The organism is Pseudanabaena sp. PCC 7367 (genome assembly GCF_000317065.1).
Taxonomy (GTDB): Bacteria; Cyanobacteriota; Cyanobacteriia; order Pseudanabaenales; family Pseudanabaenaceae; genus Thalassoporum; species Thalassoporum mexicanum.
In genome coordinates this window covers 2574667-2598758 of sequence record NC_019701.1, presented here as the reverse complement: position 1 = coordinate 2598758, position 24092 = coordinate 2574667, and the positions used below count along the sequence as shown (strand labels likewise).

The window sequence follows — 24092 nt, the reverse complement described above, 5'->3', positions numbered from 1 at the left end:
ACTATAAATAACAAGATTAACAGTGCATATAGTTGGGGTGACAAAATACCGCTACACCGCTACCAGGTACTCAAAGGAGAGATCCAAAAACGATCTCGTGAGCTGATCCATGCATAGTGGTTTATTGAGTATAGGTTTTGGGCGATCGAGAATACCCAATGTTTATTTGGCATTTAAACAAGTCCTGGCATTCCCCACAATCGCACCGTCCCATCCCGGCTCGCACTAGCGATCGCGCCACCATCATTACTAATCGCCACCGCCTCAATATCAGCCCCATGCCGATTCTGCTCCAGCAAATCATCCCCCAGATTACGCAGCAACCGCCCCGATCGCCAATCCCAAATTTTGATCGTGCGATCGCGCCCCGCACTCACCAGAATCAAACCATCTTTGCTGATCGCTAAACAATCCACCGTTGAATTGTGCCCCTTCAGGGTGCGAACGAGCTGCTTGCGCCAGATATCCCACACCTTGATCGTTTTATCCTTGCCCGCCACAATCAAAAAATTCTCATCCGGGCTAAAGGTCAACGCCGCGATCGGATAATTGCCACCCAGGCTCCGCACAATTTGCCCAGTTCTTAGATCCCACACTTTCACTGCATCTCGGCTACCCGTTGCTGCCAGGTTGCCCTTAATCCCCGTTGCCACCGCTGCCACTGGATAACCATGCCCAGTTAGTTCATAAACAACCTGCTGCGATCGCCAATCCCACACCAAAGCCAGTCCATCTCGACTGCTGCTAATTAAATAATTTCTCGCAAAAGCAAGCGCCGCAATCCGATCGCGGTGTCCAATTAGACAGACGATCTCGTTACCGCGATCTAAATGCCCAACCCGAATCGAGCCTTGGTCGGTTCCTGTGGCCACCAGGTGATTAGCAAATTGCTCATTTTGGTCAAAGGCGATCGCGGTTAATTTAGCATGATCAGATCGCCAGGATCTAATACAGCACGGAGATTGCAATGGTTGAAATGAGTGGTGATCCCAAATCCGCAGCCAACCATTATTACTACCGGTGATCAGTTGTGGTTGATTGGCAGCAAAAATTACTGCAATTATCGGCGATCGCTGCCCCTGCTCCAAACTCTCAGCCGGAGCAAGAACCTGGCTGCAATTAAAAAAGCGATAGGGATTATAGGCCAGGATTAGCTGGCGGATCTTGGCTTCAGATCTAGGTTTGAGCAGGTCATAGGTAGCGCGGCGCAGTGATTCACCATGGCTAAGCTCTTGGTGGATAGATTGAGGATATTGATTGTCCTGCTGATTAGAGAAAGCTACCCGCCGATCGCCGAGTATTTCTACCACCAAATCCAAACCAGCCTCACCATAGGCCATTGCCTTAGAAAGCGCTTCAACTCTGGTGGCGATCGCTAAATGGGGATTAAAAATCTGTTGCCGTAGTCCCGCCAACCCACCTAAAACCGGAGCATCAAACTCAACCTGGCTAAGCCCATCTGACTTGCCTAGGGCAGCATCAAATTCATTGGGTTGATTCAAGCTTGCCGCCATAGGGATTTAAATTAAAGCGATCGCATCTATTTGGCTATATCTATCTATTTATTGATACTTATTATTTATACCTATTTATTTTATTTATACCTACAACTTCTTGAGATAGCTCAGCAAATCGGCCATCGCTTCCGGATCTGGTTGAAATTGCGGCATCGGCGGTGTTTCCCCACTCACCACTTGATGAATTAAGCGTCGGCTGGAAAGTCGCTCCGAAACATTGCGCAAACTTGGCCCCACATCACCATCTGCCCATTCTCCGTGGCAGGCAATGCAGTTCATCACAAAAATCGATCGCCCCTTGGCTGGATCTCCGGTAAGTTGCAAAACCTCTTTGGTATAGTCATCGGCTTGTGGATAAACAAGCAAAGCAATCACCGCCACGATCGCCACGATCACCGCCACAATCGCCATCCATGCGATCGGCGAGGGTGATTCTTCCTGCCCCTCAGGAATTGTATTTAATACTTCATCACTCACAGCAACCTATCTAAAACCTAAACTACGGACAGTTAATGCTTAATCCAAGCTTGCATTGCTCAGATGTCAGGGTATTTATTAATAGAGTTCTTGCAAAGGTCTAATTCAACGAGCCAAGAGTCGCGCTCTGAGCCGCTATTTGGACATATATGCAAAAGAGCTAATTACGCATAAATCAAATCATCACTATTTAAGTTGCTGGTTAGATCGACTAGATATCGACTAGATTTAGTGATCGCCATAAATCATATATATCTATATTGACTTGCGTTGATTTGCGATCGCTGAGATTTATTTAGATTTATACAGATTGAATTACCCAGACATACATCCAAGTATCCAAATGCATAGAACCCTGTAAATATGGGCAAAATTCCTACCCACAAACATTAACATTTTAAAACAGAACTTAAACAAAGTATAAGTACCTGTTTACATTAATTCTACTTCAATAATCCTGACCATAGGCTTAAGAACCTTAAGAACACATAAAGGAGCTAACTTGCAAAAGACTTAAACATAGCAATGCCAATAGGCAAGATTTAGATCCAGGCTTTTAGGTGTACGCAAAAGGATATAATCAACATCACGGCTTTTTGAGAACTGGATTTGGCATTGACCTGACTAGCGAGGAGCCCATCACAGCATCGACATAAATCACGTAGCAAGGGAGGCTACTTTTGGGAGGAAACGATCTTTTAATTAGGGCTGCACGCGGCGAAGTAATCGAGCGTCCACCGGTGTGGATGATGCGGCAGGCTGGGCGCTACATGAAAATCTATCGGGAATTGCGCCAGAAACATCCCAACTTCCGCGATCGATCAGAAAATCCTGATCTGGCGATCGAAATCTCCTTGCAACCATTCCATGCGTTCAAGCCCGATGGTGTGATTATGTTCTCTGATATTCTCACCCCCTTACCAGGGATTGGGATTAACTTTGATATTGTCGAAAGCAAAGGCCCGATCATCGATCCGCCCATCCGCACCAAGGCACAAATCGATGCGTTGCATGAACTAGACCCCACCACCGCTCTGCCGTTTGTGGGCAAGGTACTCAAAACACTGCGCCAGGAAGTCGCCGACCAGGCTGCTGTATTGGGTTTTGTGGGCTCACCCTGGACATTGGCCGCCTATGCGATCGAGGGCAAAAGCTCCAAGGACTACAAAACGATCAAGGCAATGGCTTATTCTGAGCCAGAAATGCTGCATACTTTTTTGGGTAAGCTGGCCGATGCGATCGCTGTGTATGTGCGTTATCAGATTGATATGGGCGCGCAGGTGGTGCAACTATTCGATTCCTGGGCTGGCCAACTAGCCCCACAGGACTATGAAGAGTTTGCTTTGCCCTATGAGAAGCGGATCGTTGACCAGGTTAAGGCTACCCATCCCGATACACCGTTAATTCTTTATATCAGTGGTAGTGCTGGTATTCTCGATCGGATGCCCAAAACCGGCGTAGATATTATCAGCGTCGATTGGACAGTGGATATGGCCGAAGCACGGCAACGATTGGGGCCAGGTATAAAGGTACAGGGAAATCTTGACCCCTGTGTGTTGTTTGGCAAGCAGGACTATATCCGCGATCGGATCTATCAAACGATTCGCCAGGCTGGTACCCGTGGCCACATCATGAACCTGGGACATGGCATTCTTTCTACTACCCCAGAAGAAAACGCCGCTTTCTATTTTGAAACGGTGAAATCCTATTCCTATGCTAAGGATCAGGGTTAGCTTTAAGATTCAATCAAGATCAACTGCTTGATTCAGGATATTTTAGATCTCTACCTTTGACGTTTATACTTAAATGCTGGTTATGAATTGATTTATGCTTTAATGCATCGATCGTGGTGATTAAACTTGATTAAGCTGCGCCGATTACAATTAAATTAATAAACATAACCAGGGCGATCGCTCCATATTAATCTTTGAAAAGTGCATGGTAAAACGCGTATTTATTACTGGGGCTAGTGGCTGTGTTGGGCATTACCTGGTCGAGTCACTGCTGAGTCAAACTGACTATGAGCTGTTTTTGCTCCTCCGTGATCCCCAGAAGCTGAAGATTGACGTTAGCGATCGCCCGAATGTAAAAATTTTGGAGGGTAAAATTCAGGATATCTATAAATATCGGGATATCCTGGGCAGTGTTAATTTTGCGATCTCGACTGCGGCAGCCTGGGGCGAGACGATCGAGGTATTTGAAACCAATGTCTATAAAACCCAGGAGCTATTTGGCTATTTAAATCCGGATCTCTGTGAGAAGGCGATCTATTTCTCGACTGCTAGCATCCTGGATCAAAATAATCAAACCCTGCCAGCAGCGGAATCCCTTGGCACTGACTACATTCGCTCTAAATATGCTTGCCTGCGGAATCTGGAGCGATCGGCAATCAAATCAAAACTTATTAGCGTTTTCCCGACCCTGGTAATTGGTGGCGACAAGGACAAACCACGTTCCCATATTTCGCGGGGGTTCCGGGAAGTGGCTAAATATATTGGCTGGATTCGCTTTTTCAGGGCTGATGCTAGTTTCCACCTTGTCCATGCGGCCGACATTGCCCAAACGATTACCTATCTGGTGAAAACCGATCTCGACCAGATTAAAACTAGATTGGCAGAAGCAGAACTAGACCATAAAATGCCACTCCGGTTGGTGCTGGGAATGCCCAGACTAACGGTGAATGAGGCGATCGCGGAAGTAGCAACTTTTTACAATAAAAAAATTGGCTGGCAATTTAACCTCAATCCTACATTGATTAATCTGATTATTAAACTGTTTAATGTGAAAATGGCAGCCTGGGATCGTTACTGCCTCGATCAGCGTCATTTTACCTATCAGGTGGTTAATCCCGGCACGTTTGGGATTATGCCCAAGTATGGTAGTCTCAGCGATATTTTGACTAATTTGGAAGCGGTAGCAGATTAGTTACTAATTTACTTGCCGCTATTAGCTCTAGCTAAATAAACTGGGTTCCTCACCACGGACAATAGGTTCAGGTGTATAGTTTTGGGGATAATACATACCCCTTTCGCGCACCAGGTACATTACAAGATCCAGGGTATGATCAGCAACCCAAAAGTGAGTTACTTTATTTTTAGAAATCTTGAGAATAAAGTATTCAATTGATGTCCCGGCTCGACCAGTGGGATCGAGATGGAAAAACTTTTTCACATGTTGCCAGTTTAAGTTCACCGCGATCGTGGCACGATTTATGCCGTAGATCTCATCAACTAGATCAAGGCGAGGTTGAAAACCAACCTGGAATTCTGCTGCCCAGCCTTTAAGAGCCTCTATCCCATACATTGGTGCAGTGCCTATGGTGCTGCGAATCTCCACATCAGTTGCAATCACCTCATCCCACAGTTCTAGCTTGCGTTGGTTGAAGCCATCATAAATTTTCCTGCCAATGTACTCTGAATTAGCGATCGCCGCCAATTTGTCTTCTGGATTCATAATTTAAAGCTCTATTATTCGATACTGAAATCAATATTGACCTATTAAACTTTGCTACCTCACATGATAGCCATTAGCATCTGCGCCTGAGAAGATCTGCAGCAGTAATTGCAGGATAAAAATCTATTTGATTGAACTCTGGCTCATATACCCCAGACCAATAGGCTAAGAGCCGATCGCCCATCTCGATTCCCGATCGCATAATTTGTTGATCGCTACTCTCATTTTCCAAAATCACACCATTGTAAACTGCTGCCAGAGCAGCAATGCCAATCCTGACATTAATGCCCGCCATAGTGGTTAAATCAGGTGAAAGCATAGATATTGGATCATCTGAGCCGATCGCCCCGATATCCCCTGGCTCCATATGATCCGCTGAGTCCATAAATTGTGCCAATCGCACCCTGACTAGTTGCGGGTGATCGGCAGTGCTGAGCAAACAATATAAGCCAAAGCAAAGACTATTTGCGCCCAATTGCGATCGCGCCACCAAAGCACTTTGGCCTTGATTAACCAATTTTTGCACTAGTTGCAACTTTTGCCAGAGCTGACGAAATAGTTGATCGAGTCGATCGATCGCTGTTATTCCTAACTGATCAGTTTGCAAGCTAGCACCTTGTGCGGCCAGGCAATCAACATACTTGCCCAGGTAATCACAACAATTACTAATAAAATCACGGGGACTAAACCGATCGCGGCAACAGAGGGCGATCGCCAAACCCAACACCAAGGTTTCTAGCTCAGCCATGCTCTTATATATGGGCAGATATATGGGCAGAGGTTTTTGATCAGCAAAATCATGCTCACTTGCCGCAGCTAGGTCGATCGGTAAGGTTGCCAAATTCTCATGGTGATATAGGGCGATCGCAATCACCACCCAGGTATTAATTAACTCCTGCTCTGCTGGGGTAGCTCCGATCGCGGCCAGATTCTTGCTGACCTGCGCCAAGTTACTGCCATTGGCGATCGCGGGGATTTGGGCGGCCAGGTGATGCATATTTTTAGTTGCAAATTCAGGGGAGGCGATCGCGGTCATTTCCGCCAGAACTACCACCATTGCCGATCGGAATCTGAGTTTTAAAGAATGATGCTGCATTGTAGATCGTAGTTGCTAATGGCAATATAGCAGTTTAGTTAATGACGAATTTAGGTTAACGCTGCCAGAGCAACAAAAATGCGATCCTTGCCGCCAAGGCAATCAGGGCAAAATAAAAGAAAATCCAGAACCAAACCCAGATAAAAAAGCCCACCAAGCCATAGAAATCTGGTACTCGGCTTTGATTCCAGGGTAGTCGGAGCCGATCGATCTCAGCTTTTTCATAGCCATCGATGCGATGCCTGGGCATGGTTTTGTAGTGCAACCTGGCAAATGGAGCCAGGATCTTGAACTGGTTATAGCGCTGATGATTTTTACCTGACCAACGCCGCCGCAAATTAGTGGCTTTGCCCACATAAAAAACCAACCAGAACGCAGTAATGTAATAAATTCCTGGCGATCGGGGCAGTTGGTTGAGTTTATGAATCGGCAAAGATGGTAAGAAAAAGATGCGTAGATCCACTGGGCTCTGGTTAGCAAGGGGGCGATCGGTTAGTTAAATAGCTTAATCCAAATTTGAGCAATTGCTTAATGCTTTTTTTGATCGGGGTATTGATCAGGGTATTGTATCAGCCTGATCACGACTGTTTTAGTCTCACGGTATCCTGACCAAAAAGAAAAAGGTATGGAAAATCTGCAATCGCACCCCCCCGATCGATCGCAGTTTGGAGCATTGCTAATTCGCCTAATCATTCCACCTAGGTGTAGCGCCAAAAAGCGTTATGCAGAATAGAACCATGTCTTGATTAGCTTGCCTAGCGAGATTAGGACTGTGTTAGATTGATAGCCAAACATTATTAATCTTAATAGCCAGACATTTAAGATTTAGATTGCCGTGAAACCTGCCCTGATCGAAAAAGTCAAATGGAAGCTAAGTAGCCTGGGGCAAGTTGCCTTTCCAGGAGTAGTGGTGATTGGGTTAATTATTCTGGTGCGGCTCAGTGGTGCGATGCAACCGCTAGAATTATTTCTGTTCGATCGCTTCATGCGGTTGCGGCCAGCCGAACCCATCGACGATCGGGTGGTGGTAATTGGGATTGACGAAACAGATATTCGCAATGTGGGCTATCCGGTGCCCGATGCCGAATTAACCCGATTGATCACTAGATTAGAATCCTATCAACCCAGGGCGATCGGTCTGGATATCTTTCGTGATTTGCAGGTTGAACCCGGTGGTGATTTGTTAGCAGCCCTGTTTCGAGATCAAGAAAGTCTAATTGGTGTAGAAAGGGCAATCTTACCCGGTGAAATTGTCAACCCACCCCCCAGTCTGCCACAAGATCGCATTGGCTTTGTGGATGTAATTCAGGATTTTGATGGCCATGTCCGGCGGGTGCTGGTGGCCGGATTTCCCAGATATGATACCGAGCAATATCACTTTGCCCTGGGTGTGAAAATGGCGGAATGGTATTTATGGGAAGAGGGGATCGAAGTTAGCAATGGTATCCGCGATCCTGGTTCGATTATGTTTAAGGATACGGAGTTTAGTAGTTTTCAAACCCATGATGGCGGTTATGTGGGGGCTGATGCGGGCGCTAATCAAGTCTTGATGAATTGGCGCAGCGGTACAGGTTTCAAGGTGTTTTCAATGGCTGATGTGGTCAATGGTAACGTTGATGCTCAGTTAATTGAAGGCAAAATTGTAGTAATTGGCATGACCGCCGCCAGTGTTGAAGACGTGGTCACAGTGCCAGCGATCTCCGATGAGTTCATCGATGGGGTGATGATTCATGCCCATACGGCTAGTTATGTAATCAGTGCTGTACTCAATGGTCGTCCGCAGTTACGGGTATTGCCAGAACTGTGGGAATATCTTTTGATTGTGGCGATCGGTGGCTTGGGGATTGCGATCGCGGTGGTCTGGCGTTCTCCATTGCTTACCTTCCTAACCCTTGGCATTGCCGCGATGGGAATTGTGGCGATCAGCTATGGCTTGTTGATTTTGGGGTTGTGGCTGCCGGTTGCGCCGATCGTAATGGCCTGGGTGGTGGCTGGGTTTGTCAGTCGCTATGTGCAGGAATTACAATCGTTGATCGCCAAGAGTCAACAGCTTTTGGAGCAGCGGGAACGCACGATCGATGAAGCTTTCTCTGCATTGCACAATGGCCCTTTGCAAACCCTGGCGATGATTCAGAGTAAGCTCACTGCCTCGGAACTAGAGCCCGATGACATTGCCGAAAAACTCAATAATCTCGATCGGGAACTGCGCCAGGTCTATGAATCAATCCGCCCCGACACGATCGCTAAGCAAGCCTCTGCCCCACTGCATGAGCTGCTTTATCAGATTTACCACAAAACCATGCAGCGAGATTTTGCTGGTTTTAACCAACTCAAGCTCCGCATTCCCGACATTCACCCAATGGATGACTTTTATTTGGATGCGGAGGACAAACACGAAATTTGTGATTTCCTGGAAGAGGCACTTTGTAATGTGGGCAAACATGCGGTGGGAGCGACTCGGCTGCGAGTCACCTGTAAGCAAGACCAGGGAATTTGTCTGATTCGGGTGACTGATAATGGGCCAGGGCTCAAGTCTAATCATCCTGGTAATGTAGTTAAAGAGCAGGGCGGCAGTAAGCAGGCGCGACGCTTGGCTAAAAAATTGGGCGGTACCTTTAAGCGATCGGCCAATTCACCTCAGGGTACTATTTGTGAATTGGAATGGCGGCTAGCGGTTAGCGCTAAAAATTGATGATTTGATTTTGCAAAAGATATTTAAAGGGTTAGGTATCAACGTCTATCAGCGTCTATAAAAGTCTATCAACCTCTATCAATGTCTATTAACGGTGCATTGACGGGGTATTAATTTCATTCGATCGGCACTAACCATAGATCAAAATATCAAATTTGCCCCTACTGTGGATTTTAGTAGTCAACCATAGAAATTATATTGGGTGTTAATCCGACCAAGCAGATATTTCAACAGAATTGCAACCGCTAGTATTTAAATTGGTCAATTACTAATTTAATGATCTATTTGCCCACACAATCGCTCCATCAACGATCGCCACCAATGAATACCCCATCCCATTTTTTAATCAACGCCACGATCGGCAAAAAATTCCTGCCCACCGCTAATCTCAATGCCATCTTGTGGGGCTCGATCGCTCCCGATATTGCCCTATATATTCTCTCGATCGGTGGCTATGTCTACTATCACCTGATTCAAGGTTGGGAAATTGGGGTCACCTTTAATTACATGTTCGATCAGCTATTTTTCCAGCATCCCTTTTGGATTATCAGCCATAATTTGCTGCATTCACCTTTGTTGTTGACCCTTGGCCTGGTCTATTTTTGGCGCGATCGTCACCGTGTCAACACGCGCCGGGGCTGGTGCTTTTGGTTCTTCAGCAGTTGTATGATCCACACCATTTTGGATATTTTTACCCATGTTGATGATGGGCCACTGTTACTATTTCCGATCGATTGGCAACTACGGTTTCAAAGTGCAATTAGTTACTGGGATCATCGCTACTTTGGTAGGCAATTTGCGATCGCCGAGCTGATTTTGGATCTATTTTTGATCGCTATTTTGGTCTATCCCTGGTTAATGCGCAAAGTCCAACGTTTGCAGCGGAAACTAGCAGCTCAGCCTGTCTCTACTAAAAATAATAGAAAGTAAAAGAGATCTAATAGAGATTAAATATAACAGACAACCAGAGAGTCACAATCTTAGGAGTAGTTGGAGCGGTCAGAAATCCATTGATCGCCCCTTGTCTGTGGGGACTATTTGAGATTTTTTCGATCGTCTTTGATCTAGCGCTATACCAAAAGGGGTGTTATGCAAATAGCAAATATCAGGATGGCTATGCTGATCTACAGGTATCCTTTCAAAGCAGGCTCACCGGGTTGAATTGAGCGATCGAAAATAAGACAAGTAATCATAAATGTCAGGAGATTTAAGTATCTGTTTCTAGGCACACCATCGAATAGCGACTATAATCAATCTTTGTTGCGTTGCTGGGGCAGGGGATATGTCTAAATTTGTATTTGTAACTGGAGGCGTGGTTTCCAGTATTGGTAAAGGGATTGTGGCGGCCAGCCTAGGGCGATTGCTCAAGTCACGGGGCTATAGCGTCTCGATCCTCAAGCTTGATCCCTATATCAATGTTGACCCAGGCACGATGAGCCCGTTTCAGCATGGCGAAGTATTTGTGACCGAAGACGGAGCCGAAACCGATCTCGATCTGGGGCATTATGAGCGCTTCACCGACACCTCCATGTCCAAGTTGAATAATGTAACGACTGGTGCAATTTATCAGTCCGTAATCAACAAAGAGCGGCGTGGTGATTATGAAGGTGGCACAGTGCAGGTGATTCCGCATATCACCAATGAGATCAAAGAACGGATCATGCGCGTTGCCAAGGATACCAACCCTGAAGTTGTGATTACCGAGATTGGTGGCACCGTTGGTGATATTGAATCATTACCGTTTATGGAAGCGATCCGCCAGTTCCGCAAGGATGTTGGTCGGAATCATGTTTTGTATATGCATGTGACCTTGATCCCCTGGATCGCTTCAGCCGGGGAGATGAAAACTAAGCCCACTCAGCACTCGGTTAAATCCTTACAATCGATCGGGATTCAGCCGGACATATTAGTCTGTCGCAGCGATCGGCCAATTCCGCTGGGCATCAAGGAAAAACTAGCCGCCTTTTGTAATGTTGCCACTGAATGTGTGATTACTGGCCAGGATGCTAAAACGATCTATGAAGTACCGCTAATCATGGAACGAGAGGGACTTGCCGAGCAAGTTTTAAATTCGCTCAATCTGGAGCAGCGGCCATTGGATTTACGCAATTGGCAAACCCTGGTGGAGCGACTCTATCGCCCCAAGCATGAGCTTAACATTGCGATCGTGGGTAAATATGTGCGATTGACCGATGCCTATTTATCCGTGATTGAAGCCCTGCGCCATGCTGGAGTTTCGCTTTCTGCCTCTGTCAACATTAGCTGGATTAATTCCGAGGACATTGAAACCTTTGGTGCCGAAAAGTTTTTAAAAGACCTCGACGGCGTGGTTGTGCCCGGTGGATTTGGGATCAGAGGGGTAGACGGCAAGATCGCTGCGGTTCGCTATGCCCGTGAACATAAGATCCCTTTCCTGGGGCTATGCTTGGGCATGCAGTGCGCTGTGATCGAGTGGGGGCGGCATGTGGTGAACCTAGAAGCTGCCAACAGTGCCGAGTTTGATCCGCATACGCCTAACCCGGTGATTAACCTGCTGCCGGAGCAACATGACGTGGTGAATCTTGGTGGCACAATGCGATTGGGGTTATATGCCTGTCGAGTGGTGCCAAATACTCTGGCCAGCAATCTTTATGGCAATGAGTCGGTTATATATGAGCGGCATCGCCATCGCTATGAATTTAATAATGCCTACCGCACCCTATTCCTAGATTCCGGCTATGTAATCAGTGGCACTTCTCCCGATGGCAGACTGGTCGAAATGATTGAATATGCCCATCACCCCTATTTCATCGCTACCCAGTTTCATCCGGAGTTTCAATCGCGCCCCAGCCAACCACATCCCCTGTTTAAAGGCTTAATTCAGGCCGCATTGCATCATGCCGGTGTTGATGTACCTGAATCTGTAGCACCATTGCCTGCAGTAGAGTTGGAGCGCGATCGCCCTAATGGTACTAGTGCTGTAAACGTTAAGACAGCCCCACTTGAAATGGAAATTGAGACAGAACCAAAGCAACTTCAGAACAGCTAATGTATTTATATATTTACCTACTGATGATCAGATGATCATAAGACATTAATCTAAGCAGGAATTATGCTATGACCTGTTTCGATGGCAAGCATCGAAGTCCCAAGTTGCCTAAGCAAACCAAGACCAAAAACAAGCTGGCCAACCGGATTGTGCGCGTGGGCATGTTGCGATCGCCCTGGAGTGATGTCTATCATCAACTGCTGGTGATGCCCTGGCCACTATTTCTGCTTGGTGTATTTGTGAGCTTCCTGGCGATCAACTCTTTCTTTGCCTTGCTCTATTTACTGGGCGGTGATGGAATCTCTAATGCGGAGCCTGGCTCGTTCTTTGATGCCTTTTTCTTCAGTGTGCAAACCATCTCCACGATCGGCTATGGTGCCATGTCACCCCAAACCATGTATGCCGATGTCCTGGTGGCGATCGAATCGGTTACTGGCCTATCACTGGTAGCGATGTCAACCGGATTGATGTTTGCCAGGTTCGCTCGACCTAGTGCCAGAGTTACCTTCAGCCATGTAGCCGTGATCACCCCCCACAATGGCACACCGACGCTAATGTTTAGAGCCGCCAACCACCGCTACAATCAGATTCTCGAAGCAAAGTTGTGGGTAGTTTTGCTGCGCACCGAAGTTACCCTGGAAGGTGAAACGATCCGCAGATTCTATGACTTGCAGTTAGTACGGCGCGAATCCCCCATGTTTGCGCTTACCTGGACAGCCATGCATCCAATTACCGAATCTAGCCCTTTCTATGGCAAAGACTTGCAAGCGTTGGAAGCCCAAGAAACCGAAATATTAGTAATCCTAACTGGCCTGGATGAAACCTTTGGCCAAACCATCCATGCTCGCCATTCCTATGGGCTCAAGCAAATTTTCTGGAACCATCGCCTGGTCGATATTGTTTCCAGATTGCCCGATGGTCGCCGTAAGGTTGACTATCGCTATTTTCATCAAGTTGAACCAATTTGAGCAGTGACTAGTTGAGACTCATCTCAAAGCCACTTGTAACGAATCAATTTAATTGATCGCCAAGTAATTAGCTGGGCAAGACGGAGCAGCACCAGTACTATAGTTCATGGTTTCGGTGCCCTGTGGAGCACCAGCAATAGAGGCAATTTGATCGGCTTCACAAAGTGTGGACAAGGCGGTAGCTTCAAGGATCGCCGAAGAATTAGAGATGCTTACCCCACCAAGGTGCGCTTTAAGCGGTCGCGTGGGAAGGGGTCTGGCGCGATTGGTGATCCCCGTAACACCAATGCAATTAGTACCCGGTGCGATCTCGTAATTGAAGTTAGGGGTATTAGCAGGAATGCCCAGTCCAAGAAAACCAATATCAGCATTACAAGCAAATTGTTGCTTCTCGATAAAGTAGGTCTGTTGAGCCCGATTCATTGCACTGACGTATGTCTTTGCTTCAGAATGCCTGGCTTTACTGGCTTGGTTTAAGAATGTTGGCAGTGAAATGGCTGCCAGGATACCGATAATTACAATCACAACCAACAACTCGATCAGAGTAAAGCCATGACTTTCTGACCACGAATTATTTTGCCTGTTCAATAGATATTCAACTAGCTTGTACTTTAACTCAAACTTCATCTTTCCCCCAGTTCCAGATGACATTAATAGTTTTCAATCACTTTGCCAGTCTTAAGTACGTGAAGCGATCGAATTATGATGCATCTTTTGCCATAACAGTCAGGGAAAACTGGTTGATTAAGGATAGCTCTGTTTCCAAGATTTCTCTTTAAAAACAAAGTGGGCAGAGCAATATCTACCCACTTCATAAGCCACAAAGACCAGATTCTGGCCAGCTTTAATAGTGGCAATTAGTATTAAGCCAGGATCAAACTAGTTGATAGCTTGATAGTTAGCAGGACATTGAGGTGCTTGAGTAGCAGCAGCAACAACAGGAAATGTTTGGGTACCAACTAGAGCAGGGTTATTAACAGGAGCAGTATCAGCTTCACAGAGAGTAGCTAGAGTTGTTGCATCGCTGCTAGCAGGTGGAGTAGCAATGTTTACACCACCAATGTATGCCTTTACAGTTGCAGTGGTAACACCGACGGCACCATTAACTGCAGGTTGGGCTTGATTAGTTACAACTACTGCACCAATGCAAGCTGCACTTGCTACAGGGTTGATAAAATAACCGTAATTATCAGTACCAGAGGGGATACCTAAACCAAGGGAACCAAAGTCATCATTACATGCAAACTGCTGCTTTTCGAGGAAGTAGGCTTGCTGAGCGCGGTTCATGGAACCAACGTAGGTCTTGGCTTCAGATTGACGTGCTTTGTTGGCCTGGTTGAGGAAGGAAGGCAAAGCGATCGCAGCGAGAATACCGATGATGATGATGACAACTAGAAGCTCAATTAGGGTAAAACCTTTTTCGGCGTTCTTTCTGTTGAGGAGATGATTTAGTAGTTTTGCTTTGAATTCGGATTTCATGATTTCGTCCCGTGTATTTTTTAGAGTAGAGTATGTTTTCAGTCGCGTTTACAACTTACCCTCATTTCTCACGGTTGATATCATCACCTACAAAAAAAAATTTTTGAATTAGTGATTCTTATCCTCAAAAGCTTATGTCAAGCACTTTTTAGCGATCGAAATTTATTTGCATTTTTTAGCCGATCGCTGAGTAAGGGTAGTGCAAAGTCACAAAATCGAGGTTTTAGGTGTGTGTAGCGTGTAGCGAGTCGTTCATTTTGAGATCGCAAAATTAATAGGTTTGAGATCGCATTTCAAATGACTGAATCTCTAAAATATTTGTGATTGCAGCAAATTTTCGTGTTTCAATGTAGCGCGACATTCATTTTGAGATCTCACTTTTGGCTAGGAAGCTCTTGACATAGCTTGCTGGAAAGTCAAAATATGGTCGTGCAAATTGACGATCTGGGCATCAATCATCTCTCCGCCAAAAAACATAAAGCTAAGGATCGAATCTAAATAGCCGGTTGGTGTCCCCGCATTGTTAAAAGCAAAGGCATAAAATTCGATGTTTGGCGGGTTGGTGACCGCGATCGTGCTGGCATCACTTTGTGAGCCATTGCTATAAGTTTTCAAGAGACTACCTACTGAGTGAAAACTCACCAGGTCAAAAAAACCAGAAGTATTTAAACTGACACCATGGTCGATTCGGTTAGTGTCAGTTGCACCAAAAAAACCTGTAGCAGCACCAGCGCCAACTGCACGGGGGAAAAGCATCCGCCAGTCATGGCTGCTATCCTGTAACGCCCCATACAACCGCATATCTAATGTAGGTAGTCATGCAGAAGTAAGGATAATGGGATAGAAGATACAAAAATTCTCTCTCATGGATACATCTAAGCTAACTTGTCCAAGATGCAATTCACTCAAAATTGTCAAAAATGGCAAAATTCACAACGGTAAACAAAACTTCAAATGTAAACAATGCAATAGACAATTTGTAGCCAATTCTAAGAAGAAATATATCGCTAATGAGACTAAAGCTCAAATCGACAAACTTCTGCTAGAGAGGGTTTCACTCGCAGGTATTGCCAGAGTTGTAGGTGTATCACCAAGATGGCTACAGCAATATGTTAATCACAAATATGCTCAAGTGCCCCAACAAGTGCAGGTACAGGCTAAAAAAAAGGGCACTTAACCATTCAAATGGATGAGCTGTGGTCTTTTGTAGGCAAGAAACGAGTCAAGGTTTGGGTTTGGTTAGCTATAGATGTTAATACTAAGGAGATCGTAGGAGTGCATATCGGGTCTAGAGATGAGGTTGGTGCTCAAGGATTATGGCAGTCTTTACCACCCGTTTATCGACAATGTGCGGTTTGTTACACTGATTTCTGGCGTGCCTATGCTCAGGTAGTTCCGAGTATGCGTCATCAACCAGTGGACAAAGGTTCAGGCTTGACAAACAAAATTGAGCGATTTAATTGCACTCTTAGGCAAAGAGCTTCAAGACTGGTTCGCAAAACTCTTTCTTTCTCGAAAAAGTTAGCTAACCATGTTGGCGCTATCTGGTTATTTGTGCATCATTACAACTCATCCTTACTTGTATAGCACTACCCATTAATTAAATTAACTTTGCTACCTTTAATTAGGATTAATTGTTAAACACCAGGTCATATCAATTTGACAGTTCTAATCATTGAGCAGCCAGCCACAATTGAACAAATTGAGCAGATGGCAGAGATTTACTATGGACTCAGGATCAAATTAGCTGTCGATATCGATAGGCAGTTCCTTGCTGGTGGTGGTGAGCTACATTTTGATTGTGAGCAAGCTTTATTGAATTATGGTTGCCTTCAAAAAAATATCTGGGGAGCAGATTGGTATCCTACAACTAGAGAAGTTGAGTTTGAATCAATTATTAATCTCAGAGCCAGCCAGGGAAATAACTCAACTGTTTTGCAAGATTCTGATATCAGGGAGCAGGTCGAAGCCATAACTCGAAAATTACTGGAGATCGCCTAATGACAGTCACTCATAAGTTAGAAAGCTATAAAACCCTTACCTGGCAGCAGCAATTAGGTAATCTGGCATCGACTTTAAAGACGATCGCCTCAAAGACAACTAATCAACAATATGACCAGCTCACCATACAACTGCTGCGTGAAGGAGCAGTGATGATCGAGCATTGTATTTCTAATGTCCCCACTGAGTTTCATCTGGAATTAGCAGCAATGCAGAGAGAGTTGCTGACTTGGCGCAGCACTTTCCCGATTGAGCAAGCCAGACATATCCTGGCATTACATACCTGCAATCAATCCGATCGATTGTTGCAAATGGCTGGCTATCTAATTATTGAAAATAGCTATGCCTGAATAAATTATCAGCAGCTTTTTTACCTACGCCAAATCAAAGGGATGGAAACATCCTTTATCATCCTCTACGCACAAACCCGATCGCTGGCTTCCAAGGTTTTGCAGTCAAAGTCTTTTTATGAGTAGCCACCTGGTCATAATCAACTCTATGCCCTTGCCGCAATTGCTCTGGCACTTTTTGACAGACTATATCCAAGGCTCTTGCGATCGGTACACCATCAAGTTATCAAGTTACTTGATGGGCTAACTCATCATCCGTCAAATTATTTGCGCACATAGTGGTCAAACTTATCATTGAGATCATTCTGGCGATCGAGCACCTTTTCTAAAGTGGCCTCCAGTTTTTCCATCTCTCTTACCCAGTCAACCTTATGCACATATTTCTCGGCAGCATCAGCCCTGGTCTCAAGTAAACTTTTCTCGATATTCTGGATATCCTGTTCAAATGCATCAAGTCTTGCTGTCTGTTTCTTATCCTGCTGATCAAGTGAGTTGATATATCTGAGTAACAGCCAGCTAAATATGCCAATGAATATGGGTAGCAAAAATAACACGCCGTTAAATACCAGAGAATCGATCGGCAATTCGATCGAAGCTTTCGGGCTTTCAGCAATAGTGGCCTGGGTCTTCATTTTTTACACAATCACTCATTGCTGATCATTTTAGGAGTGCTCGCATAGAAATATCACCCCCAACGATCGCGCAAAATGCATTTGATTTGAGATCTCAGGTTGAGTGGCTGTTCAAATTGCCGATCTCAAAATCAATAATCTTTTCCCAGCACAGATCTTAAAATAAATGAACCCAACGATTAAACGCCTAGTTTAATCATTGCGCCTGAATACCTTTACCTGAGATGAAAATAGCAATATCAAGCAAAAACGACCCGCCGGAACCCAGATCTCAATTCCAGTAACTCCCCACAGCGATTGTAGCGAGTAGTTCATTATGCTATCTCCACAGCAATCATCGTTGCTTCGGTCAAAATTTAGGCAATACTTGGGTTTGGACTTGAGTGAATTTTAATTCGGGGCTATCTATGCGCTATCCATTCCTGGTGTTAGCCTCAGCGTTAGATGTGTGATATTGCTTTTGCCCTAGTTTGGGTTGAAATATGCTGTAGTTGGAATACTTTAATAAATTCAACAATTAGCCCAGATGATTAGCAGGCCAGCCATGTTCAGCACAGAACTAGACAGTGAATTAGGCAATAAGTACGGTTACTTTAGCCAGGACGGGCGTGAATTTATCATCACCGACCCACGCACGCCGCGCCCCTGGTTTAACTACATCTGGAATGGGCGTTATGCTGGCTTAATTTCCCATACTGGTGGTGGGTTTAGCTTCCTGGATAGCCCCCGTGACAATCGCCTCACCCGGATGCGCTATAACTGCTTGCCGTGGGATCGCCCTGGTCGATATGTATTAGTGAAGGATGTAGCTTCGGGTGAATATTGGTCACTGAGTTGGGCACCAACGATCGATCGCCCCTATGATTTATATGAGTGTCATCATGGCCAGGGCTACACCAGAATCATCACTGAGATTAACCAGATTCGGGGCGAGATTACTTATTTTGTGCCCACTGACAATGATGCGGAAGTATGGCGGGTGAGGCTCACTAATTTGAGCGATCGGCCGCGTCAATTAGAAATCTATTCATTCACTGAGTTGCTGATGGGCAATGCCCTGAATGACTTAATCAATCAGCCCAATGATAAACATTTCACTGATATTCATTTTGACCAGACCAAACAAGCATTGATCGCCACCCGTCGCTATTGGGTGCTGAATAAAAAGGTGTCGGTGGCGCAGCCTAATATTGATTGGCAATATCGGCTATATTTTACGCAAACCCTGCCAGTCAAGGGGTTTGATGGCAGCCTCGATACATTTATTGGGCGGTGGCGATCGGAGGCCAATCCTGAATCGGTGGAAACTGGCGTAATGCACAATACCGAAATTACGGCCGGTGATCCGATCGTGGCTTTGCAGTCTGAGTTGGAGCTTGCAGCAGGAAATACAAAAGATTTTGCAGTAATACTTGGAGTTACGCCGAAATCTGAACCGATCGAGCCTTTAAATGATCTAGGGTTGATCGATCAAAAATTCACTCAGCTAACCGATCGCTGGGATCAATATTTAAGTCAGGTACAAATAGATACACCAGATCCCAAATTCAATCTGATGCTGAATGTGTGGAATCAATACCAGGCAGCGGTTACATTCGATATGGCCAGGAATGCGGGCTATTATCATGGCGGTTTGCTGTTTGGCACGGGGATGCGCGATCAATTCCAGGATATTTTGGGCGTGGTGATGGTGGAGCCGCAGCGGGTGCGATCGCGTTTGCTCAATGCGTTGCAATATCAATTTGCCGATGGCTCAACTTTGCATAATTTCTTCAAGCTAACTGGCACGGGCGAAAAAACCAACCATTCCGATACGCCGCTGTGGGTTCCATTTGGGATTGTGGAATATCTCAAGGAAACGGGAGATTTTTCGATTCTGGCGGAAACAGTGCCCTATCACGATGCTGGTGCTGGCACAGTATATGAGCATTTGATCATGGCGCTGGATTATGTGGCTAGCCAACTGAGCGATCGCGGTATGCCCAAAATCATGAATGGCGATTGGAACGATACGCTGGATCACATTGGCACTCAGGGCAAGGGCGAAACAATCTGGGGGGCATTTTTCTGGGGCTATATTCTCAAAATTAGTCTAGAGCTGATTGAGGCACAGGGCGATCGGGAAAACCTCAACCGTTTCCAAACAATTTATCAAAAACTTGGCCAGACGGTAAACGAACTATGCTGGGATGGCGATTGGTATGTGCGAGCATTTCGGGATAATGGCGCGGTAATTGGCAGCGATGATCACCAGCAGGGCAAAATTTTCTTAAATGCCCAGTCCTGGGCGGTGATTTCTGGTCTGGCTCCCAAAGAAAGAGCCGATCGCGCTTTGGCAGCCTGTCACAAGTATTTAGCTAAGCCCAATGGAATGCAAATTGTCTATCCTGCCTACCGTCAGATCGATGACAGCATTGGCTTGATTAGTCGCTGCGTACCTGGGAAAAAAGAAAATGGCGCGATCTTTAACCATGCTTCGTCCTGGTTTGTGCTGGCGGCACTGCTGAATGACCAGGTGGAGCTGGGTTGGGAGATCTATCAACGGATGATGCCATTGAATTCGGCTCAAAATATCGATCGCTATGAAGTCGAACCCTATGTTTATGCGGAATATTTAACCAGTCCAGAACATCCCACCGATGGGCAGGCCAGTCATTCCTGGCTGACGGGTACGGCGGTATGGATGTTGCGGGTGGGGATTGGCCATATCATTGGTTTCCGAACCGGATTAGATGGCATTTACATTGATCCGCATGTTCCCGCTGATTGGCCTGGTTTTAGGGCGCGGCGATCGTTTCGGGGCAAGGTTTTAGATCTAACCGTGCATAATCCAAAGCATAAAAACTCCGGTGTCAAAACCATGCTCATCAATGGTCAGCTTATTGAGGGGAATTTTATCGATCCTGGCGACTATGCGGAATCACAATTGGCGATCGAGGTGGAGCTAGGATGAATTATTAGCAAATGTTAACGATTCGCAACAGTTTTTAGTAAAAATCAAGCCAAGTTCTAAGAAAGCTTCATGTTGAAGAAGTCCAACCCCGAATTAGTTTAAGCTGCCTATTAAGTTAACCTGTCAGGACTATGACCGCTAATACCTCTTCAACCTTTACTAAAATAAGCCTCAATCAAACTGCCACCAATCAACTGATTGAATCAGTCCAGGAAATTGAGAATTCGTCAGACTCTGTGTTCAAGAAATCGCTGCAGCTTGCCACCAAACTAGGTGCTAACTACCAAGTCGCTGGTACAACCCAGCTAGGGTTCTGGTGCCCTGAGCTATTGGCACAGAGGATTTTACCCACTTCTGTTTACTTGGAGGTGTTAACGCCGATCGCAGCGATTGATTTTCGCACCAAATCGCAGACGATTAAATTCCAAGTTCAACAGGTGCGCCTCAAGCAACGGGGAGAATACCTTTGGGGCGTAGTCGAAGGAATGCAGGCTGGCGATCGCAACCGGGCAGGAGCACTCTATTGGGTGCGCTACATTGACAACCAGGACAACGTCAAAATTATTCGGGATGTGATGGCTCATTCGCTACCCTTTGGCATCTTTGCCCCAGCAGAGCTATACGACATGGAGTCGATTCAACGGGAGCGCCAGGATCTAGATTATTTTCGCCAGACTTCGATCGCCGAGGACTCAAACCATGTGCGGCGATTGCCCCCTCCCGTAAATATTCTCCAAATCCATACGGGCACAGCAACAGTAGCAGGAACGATCGAAGGATTGACCAAGCTCTATGGCCATATTTCTACTAAGCTGGCTGATAATTTGCCCCTCACTGCCAATGAACAAAACTTTGTCGGCTATGATGCGGTGCAGCTATTACCAGTCGAGCCCACGATCGAGTATCACGTTAAAGAGCGGCCATTGGGGGAGTTCTTTGCGATCGCCTCTGAGTCAATTCAGGATGGGCAGCAGATTGTAGAAATTAACCTGACTAAGCCCACCACCCAGAACTGGGGCTATGACATCCCTGGCCTGGGCGCAGCAGCAACCAACGTGACGGTGCTGGGCAGTGGTCGCCCCCACGAAATGGTAGATTTTATCGCCACCATGCATAATTTCTCCGCAGGGCCGATTCAAGTCATCTATGACATTGTCTATGGCCACACCGATAACCAGGGGCTGGAGGTGTTGAATAATCACTTCCTCAAGGGGCCCAATATGTATGGTCAGGATCTCAACCACCAGATGCCAGTGGTGCGGGCGATCCTGCTGGAAACCCAGCGGCGCAAGATTAATACCGGTGTCGATGGGATTAGAATCGATGGCGCTCAGGATCTATTGTTCTTTGATCCGATCACCTCAACCGTAAAGCACGACGATGCCTATTTGATCGCCATGAGTGATGTGGTGCAGGAAGTGGGTGGCTATAAGCGCTTGATGGTGACGATCTACGAAGATGGTCGCCCCTGGCCGCAACAGGGCTGGGAATATACGTCCACCTATCGAGATATGGTCGAAACCAAACCCGGTTCGTTCCAATGGGGGCCGTTAATTTTTGCCCACAACACACCGGTGATGTATGGGTTTTGGGACACCAAGTGGCAGCGGATCAAGCAAGTGCTCGATCGCGGTGACTATTGGATTACGGGCTGCGGCAATCACGATACGGTGCGGCGTGGCAATCAGGTTGATACGGAGAAAGTCCAAATCAACTGGAACTTAGGCAAAACCCTGCCAGAAGTGCTGCATCGCGGCTATGACAATCCAGCAGTGAGCCTGTGGGTATATGGATTCAGTCCTGGTTTACCAATGGATTTTATCAATGCCCTGGCCCATGCCCCCTGGATGTTCTTCCGCAACACCGATGCGCTCTACGGCGTGAAGGTAGTTTCCGAAGAAGTAGGTTTTCTAGATTGGCAGGTCGAGCCAGAAGTATATGAACGGGAAGGGTTATTCCCGCAGATGAAAGCGCTGGGATTTGATACCCTGGCCAAGCTGAAGCAATTTGGCAAAACCCTGCAAGACAGCATGGAGGCGGTTGATTATGAATTAGATGCGGTGCTGATTGCCTGTCAATGTGCTTTGGATCAGCCGGGCGATAGCACAGCTAGAACACCGTTTTTGCAGGGATTAGATGTGGGCAGTCTGAAGAAATTTGCGCGTTTGTTTATGGAAGATTGTTACACAGTGTGTAATGTGGCCTTGCATGAAGACAAGGTTAATCCGGCTCAGGCCAAGTTTAATTATGAATTGCGCCAATTCCGGCGTAGTAATACCTGGCTGCGCAAAAATATGAGCATGGGTAACGATCGCTTCGATCGGATTACTGGCAAGGATCGGATCATTTACTTTGGCATTCGTAGTAATCCTGATAACCCCAATGAAAAAGTGATGATGGTGTCACATATGGGCGGAGAAACAACCACGATCACCCTGGGCGATTGGCTGCAACTGGATATGACCAAGTGGCAGATTGCGGTAGCTTCGCCAGGACTAAATGATGGCGATCGATTGGCTAATTTGCGGCGGTTTGAGCTAAAAGATACCGAAGCATTGCTACTTAGATATGTTGGCGATTAGAAGCAGTCAGTGGGGCGATCGATTGCTCTACATGCGTTGAACTAATCAACTGAACGGTGATCATGGTGATCATTAAGTAGCTATTAATGATTGGGGATATGGAATATCGGTAGTGCTATACAAGTAAGGATGAGTTGTAATGATGCACAAATAACCAGATAGCGCCAACATGGTTAGCTAACTTTTTCGAGAAAGAAAGAGATTTGCGAACCAGTCTTGAAGCTCTTTGCCTAAGAGTGCAATTAAATCGCTCAATTTTGTTTGTCAAGCCTGAACCTTTGTCCACTGGTTGATGACGCATACTCGGAACTACCTGAGCATAGGCACGCCAGAAATCAGTGTAACAAACCGCACATTGTCGATAAACGGGTGGTAAAGACTGCCATAATCCTTGAGCACCAACCTCATCTCTAGACCCGATATGCACTCCTACGATCTCCTTAGTATTAACATCTATAGCTAACCAAACCCAAACCTTGACTCGTTTCTTGCCTACAAAAGACCACAGCTCATCCATTTGAATGGTTAAGTGCCCTTTTTTTTAGCCTGTACCTGCACTTGTTGGGGCACTTGAGCATATTTGTGATTAACATATTGCTGTAGCCATCTTGGTGATACACCTACAACTCTGGCAATACCTGCGAGTGAAACCCTCTCTAGCAGAAGTTTGTCGATTTGAGCTTTAGTCTCATTAGCGATATATTTCTTCTTAGAATTGGCTACAAATTGTCTATTGCATTGTTTACATTTGAAGTTTTGTTTACCGTTGTGAATTTTGCCATTTTTGACAATTTTGAGTGAATTGCATCTTGGACAAGTTAGCTTAGATGTATCCATGAGAGAGAATTTTTGTATCTTCTATCC

At 45.9% G+C, this 24092-nt stretch carries 21 protein-coding genes; 11 read left to right on the top strand and 10 right to left on the bottom strand.

The window, feature by feature from the left end; genetic code table 11:
* Positions 1-173 precede the first annotated feature (173 nt).
* Both PSE7367_RS10330 and PSE7367_RS10325 read right to left on the bottom strand, forming a co-directional pair.
* Positions 174-1514 carry a WD40 repeat domain-containing protein gene (locus tag PSE7367_RS10330; RefSeq protein ID WP_015165293.1) on the bottom strand — a complete coding sequence of 447 codons (1341 nt, stop codon included), beginning with the start codon at positions 1512-1514 and terminating at the stop codon, positions 174-176.
* Positions 1515-1604: 90 nt separating this feature from the next.
* The gene (locus PSE7367_RS10325; protein WP_015165292.1) at positions 1605-1994 is read right to left on the bottom strand and encodes a c-type cytochrome; all 390 of its coding nucleotides are present in this window, start codon (positions 1992-1994) and stop codon (positions 1605-1607) included.
* Between the two features lie 680 nt (positions 1995-2674).
* Between PSE7367_RS10325 and hemE the strand changes: the two genes are divergently transcribed.
* The gene (hemE, locus tag PSE7367_RS10320) at positions 2675-3727 is read left to right on the top strand and encodes a uroporphyrinogen decarboxylase (RefSeq protein WP_015165291.1); all 1053 of its coding nucleotides are present in this window, start codon (positions 2675-2677) and stop codon (positions 3725-3727) included.
* A 205-nt stretch (positions 3728-3932) separates the two neighbouring features.
* Positions 3933-4919 (top strand): NAD-dependent epimerase/dehydratase family protein, encoded by a 987-nt coding sequence (locus PSE7367_RS10315; RefSeq protein ID WP_015165290.1) that lies wholly within the window; start codon positions 3933-3935, stop codon positions 4917-4919.
* A gap of 27 nt (positions 4920-4946) precedes the next feature.
* Here PSE7367_RS10315 and PSE7367_RS10310 read toward each other — a convergent pair whose 3' ends face one another.
* The 3 genes from PSE7367_RS10310 to PSE7367_RS10300 form a co-directional block, all read right to left on the bottom strand.
* The gene (locus tag PSE7367_RS10310; protein ID WP_015165289.1) at positions 4947-5447 is read right to left on the bottom strand and encodes a hypothetical protein; all 501 of its coding nucleotides are present in this window, start codon (positions 5445-5447) and stop codon (positions 4947-4949) included.
* Between the two features lie 73 nt (positions 5448-5520).
* Positions 5521-6543, bottom strand: a complete 1023-nt coding sequence (locus PSE7367_RS10305) for a hypothetical protein (RefSeq protein WP_156800375.1) — start codon at positions 6541-6543, stop codon at positions 5521-5523.
* 55 nt (positions 6544-6598) lie between these two features.
* Entirely contained in the window at positions 6599-7006 is a 408-nt protein-coding gene (locus tag PSE7367_RS10300) for a hypothetical protein (protein ID WP_015165287.1), read from the bottom strand.
* 372 nt (positions 7007-7378) lie between these two features.
* On the opposite strand from PSE7367_RS10300, the gene PSE7367_RS10295 reads away from it, so the two are divergent.
* The 4 genes from PSE7367_RS10295 to PSE7367_RS10280 all read left to right on the top strand — a co-directional run bounded on the left by PSE7367_RS10295 (position 7379) and on the right by PSE7367_RS10280 (position 13231).
* Positions 7379-9235: a sensor histidine kinase gene (locus PSE7367_RS10295; RefSeq protein WP_015165286.1), complete on the top strand. Its 1857-nt coding sequence runs from the start codon at positions 7379-7381 to the stop codon at positions 9233-9235.
* A gap of 276 nt (positions 9236-9511) precedes the next feature.
* Positions 9512-10165: a metal-dependent hydrolase gene (locus PSE7367_RS10290; protein ID WP_015165285.1), complete on the top strand. Its 654-nt coding sequence runs from the start codon at positions 9512-9514 to the stop codon at positions 10163-10165.
* A gap of 352 nt (positions 10166-10517) precedes the next feature.
* Positions 10518-12263 (top strand): CTP synthase, encoded by a 1746-nt coding sequence (locus PSE7367_RS10285; protein ID WP_015165284.1) that lies wholly within the window; start codon positions 10518-10520, stop codon positions 12261-12263.
* Positions 12264-12331: 68 nt separating this feature from the next.
* Positions 12332-13231, top strand: coding sequence for an ion channel (locus PSE7367_RS10280; RefSeq protein WP_015165283.1), 900 nt, complete (start codon positions 12332-12334; stop codon positions 13229-13231).
* A gap of 48 nt (positions 13232-13279) precedes the next feature.
* Here the strand turns inward: PSE7367_RS10280 and PSE7367_RS10275 are convergent, their stop codons facing one another.
* From PSE7367_RS10275 to PSE7367_RS10265, 3 genes are all read right to left on the bottom strand, one after another.
* Positions 13280-13858, bottom strand: coding sequence for a type IV pilin-like G/H family protein (locus PSE7367_RS10275; protein WP_015165282.1), 579 nt, complete (start codon positions 13856-13858; stop codon positions 13280-13282).
* A 252-nt stretch (positions 13859-14110) separates the two neighbouring features.
* Positions 14111-14710 carry a type IV pilin-like G/H family protein gene (locus tag PSE7367_RS10270; protein ID WP_015165281.1) on the bottom strand — a complete coding sequence of 200 codons (600 nt, stop codon included), beginning with the start codon at positions 14708-14710 and terminating at the stop codon, positions 14111-14113.
* 384 nt (positions 14711-15094) lie between these two features.
* The gene (locus PSE7367_RS10265; RefSeq protein ID WP_015165280.1) at positions 15095-15511 is read right to left on the bottom strand and encodes a hypothetical protein; all 417 of its coding nucleotides are present in this window, start codon (positions 15509-15511) and stop codon (positions 15095-15097) included.
* Between the two features lie 64 nt (positions 15512-15575).
* Between PSE7367_RS10265 and PSE7367_RS21555 the strand changes: the two genes are divergently transcribed.
* The 3 genes from PSE7367_RS21555 to PSE7367_RS10245 all read left to right on the top strand — a co-directional run bounded on the left by PSE7367_RS21555 (position 15576) and on the right by PSE7367_RS10245 (position 17061).
* A protein-coding gene (locus PSE7367_RS21555; RefSeq protein WP_156800374.1) for an IS1 family transposase occupies positions 15576-16297 on the top strand; the annotation gives its coding sequence in 2 pieces (ribosomal slippage) (positions 15576-15882 and positions 15882-16297; 723 coding nt in all).
* 72 nt (positions 16298-16369) lie between these two features.
* On the top strand, positions 16370-16711 hold the full coding sequence (locus tag PSE7367_RS10250; protein ID WP_015165279.1) for a DUF5674 family protein: 342 nt from the start codon (positions 16370-16372) through the stop codon (positions 16709-16711).
* Positions 16711-17061: a hypothetical protein gene (locus tag PSE7367_RS10245; RefSeq protein WP_015165278.1), complete on the top strand. Its 351-nt coding sequence runs from the start codon at positions 16711-16713 to the stop codon at positions 17059-17061. Before PSE7367_RS10250 ends, PSE7367_RS10245 begins: the two co-directional genes overlap by 1 nt.
* Before the next feature lie 263 nt (positions 17062-17324).
* Here PSE7367_RS10245 and PSE7367_RS10240 read toward each other — a convergent pair whose 3' ends face one another.
* Positions 17325-17693, bottom strand: coding sequence for a hypothetical protein (locus PSE7367_RS10240; protein ID WP_015165277.1), 369 nt, complete (start codon positions 17691-17693; stop codon positions 17325-17327).
* Positions 17694-18237: 544 nt separating this feature from the next.
* Between PSE7367_RS10240 and PSE7367_RS10235 the strand changes: the two genes are divergently transcribed.
* Positions 18238-20646: a GH36-type glycosyl hydrolase domain-containing protein gene (locus PSE7367_RS10235; RefSeq protein WP_015165276.1), complete on the top strand. Its 2409-nt coding sequence runs from the start codon at positions 18238-18240 to the stop codon at positions 20644-20646.
* 131 nt (positions 20647-20777) lie between these two features.
* A complete protein-coding gene (gghA, locus tag PSE7367_RS10230) occupies positions 20778-23228 on the top strand; it encodes a glucosylglycerol hydrolase (protein WP_015165275.1) in 2451 nt (816 codons plus the stop codon).
* Positions 23229-23343: 115 nt separating this feature from the next.
* Here gghA and PSE7367_RS21550 read toward each other — a convergent pair.
* A protein-coding gene (locus tag PSE7367_RS21550) for an IS1 family transposase (RefSeq protein WP_156800356.1) occupies positions 23344-24065 on the bottom strand; the annotation gives its coding sequence in 2 pieces (ribosomal slippage) (positions 23344-23759 and positions 23759-24065; 723 coding nt in all).
* Positions 24066-24092: the final 27 nt, after the last annotated feature.

Coding starts and splice junctions, on each gene's coding strand:
- PSE7367_RS10330 (WP_015165293.1), bottom strand. CDS start 1,514: ATGGCGGCAAGCTTGAATCAACCCAATGAATTTGATGCTGCCCTAGGC.
- PSE7367_RS10315 (WP_015165290.1), top strand. CDS start 3,933: ATGGTAAAACGCGTATTTATTACTGGGGCTAGTGGCTGTGTTGGGCAT.
- PSE7367_RS10310 (WP_015165289.1), bottom strand. CDS start 5,447: ATGAATCCAGAAGACAAATTGGCGGCGATCGCTAATTCAGAGTACATT.
- PSE7367_RS10305 (WP_156800375.1), bottom strand. CDS start 6,543: ATGCAGCATCATTCTTTAAAACTCAGATTCCGATCGGCAATGGTGGTA.
- PSE7367_RS10290 (WP_015165285.1), top strand. CDS start 9,512: ATGATCTATTTGCCCACACAATCGCTCCATCAACGATCGCCACCAATG.
- PSE7367_RS10285 (WP_015165284.1), top strand. CDS start 10,518: ATGTCTAAATTTGTATTTGTAACTGGAGGCGTGGTTTCCAGTATTGGT.
- PSE7367_RS10280 (WP_015165283.1), top strand. CDS start 12,332: ATGACCTGTTTCGATGGCAAGCATCGAAGTCCCAAGTTGCCTAAGCAA.
- PSE7367_RS10275 (WP_015165282.1), bottom strand. CDS start 13,858: ATGAAGTTTGAGTTAAAGTACAAGCTAGTTGAATATCTATTGAACAGG.
- PSE7367_RS10270 (WP_015165281.1), bottom strand. CDS start 14,710: ATGAAATCCGAATTCAAAGCAAAACTACTAAATCATCTCCTCAACAGA.
- PSE7367_RS10265 (WP_015165280.1), bottom strand. CDS start 15,511: ATGCGGTTGTATGGGGCGTTACAGGATAGCAGCCATGACTGGCGGATG.
- PSE7367_RS10245 (WP_015165278.1), top strand. CDS start 16,711: ATGACAGTCACTCATAAGTTAGAAAGCTATAAAACCCTTACCTGGCAG.
- PSE7367_RS10240 (WP_015165277.1), bottom strand. CDS start 17,693: ATGAAGACCCAGGCCACTATTGCTGAAAGCCCGAAAGCTTCGATCGAA.
- PSE7367_RS10235 (WP_015165276.1), top strand. CDS start 18,238: ATGTTCAGCACAGAACTAGACAGTGAATTAGGCAATAAGTACGGTTAC.
- gghA (WP_015165275.1), top strand. CDS start 20,778: ATGACCGCTAATACCTCTTCAACCTTTACTAAAATAAGCCTCAATCAA.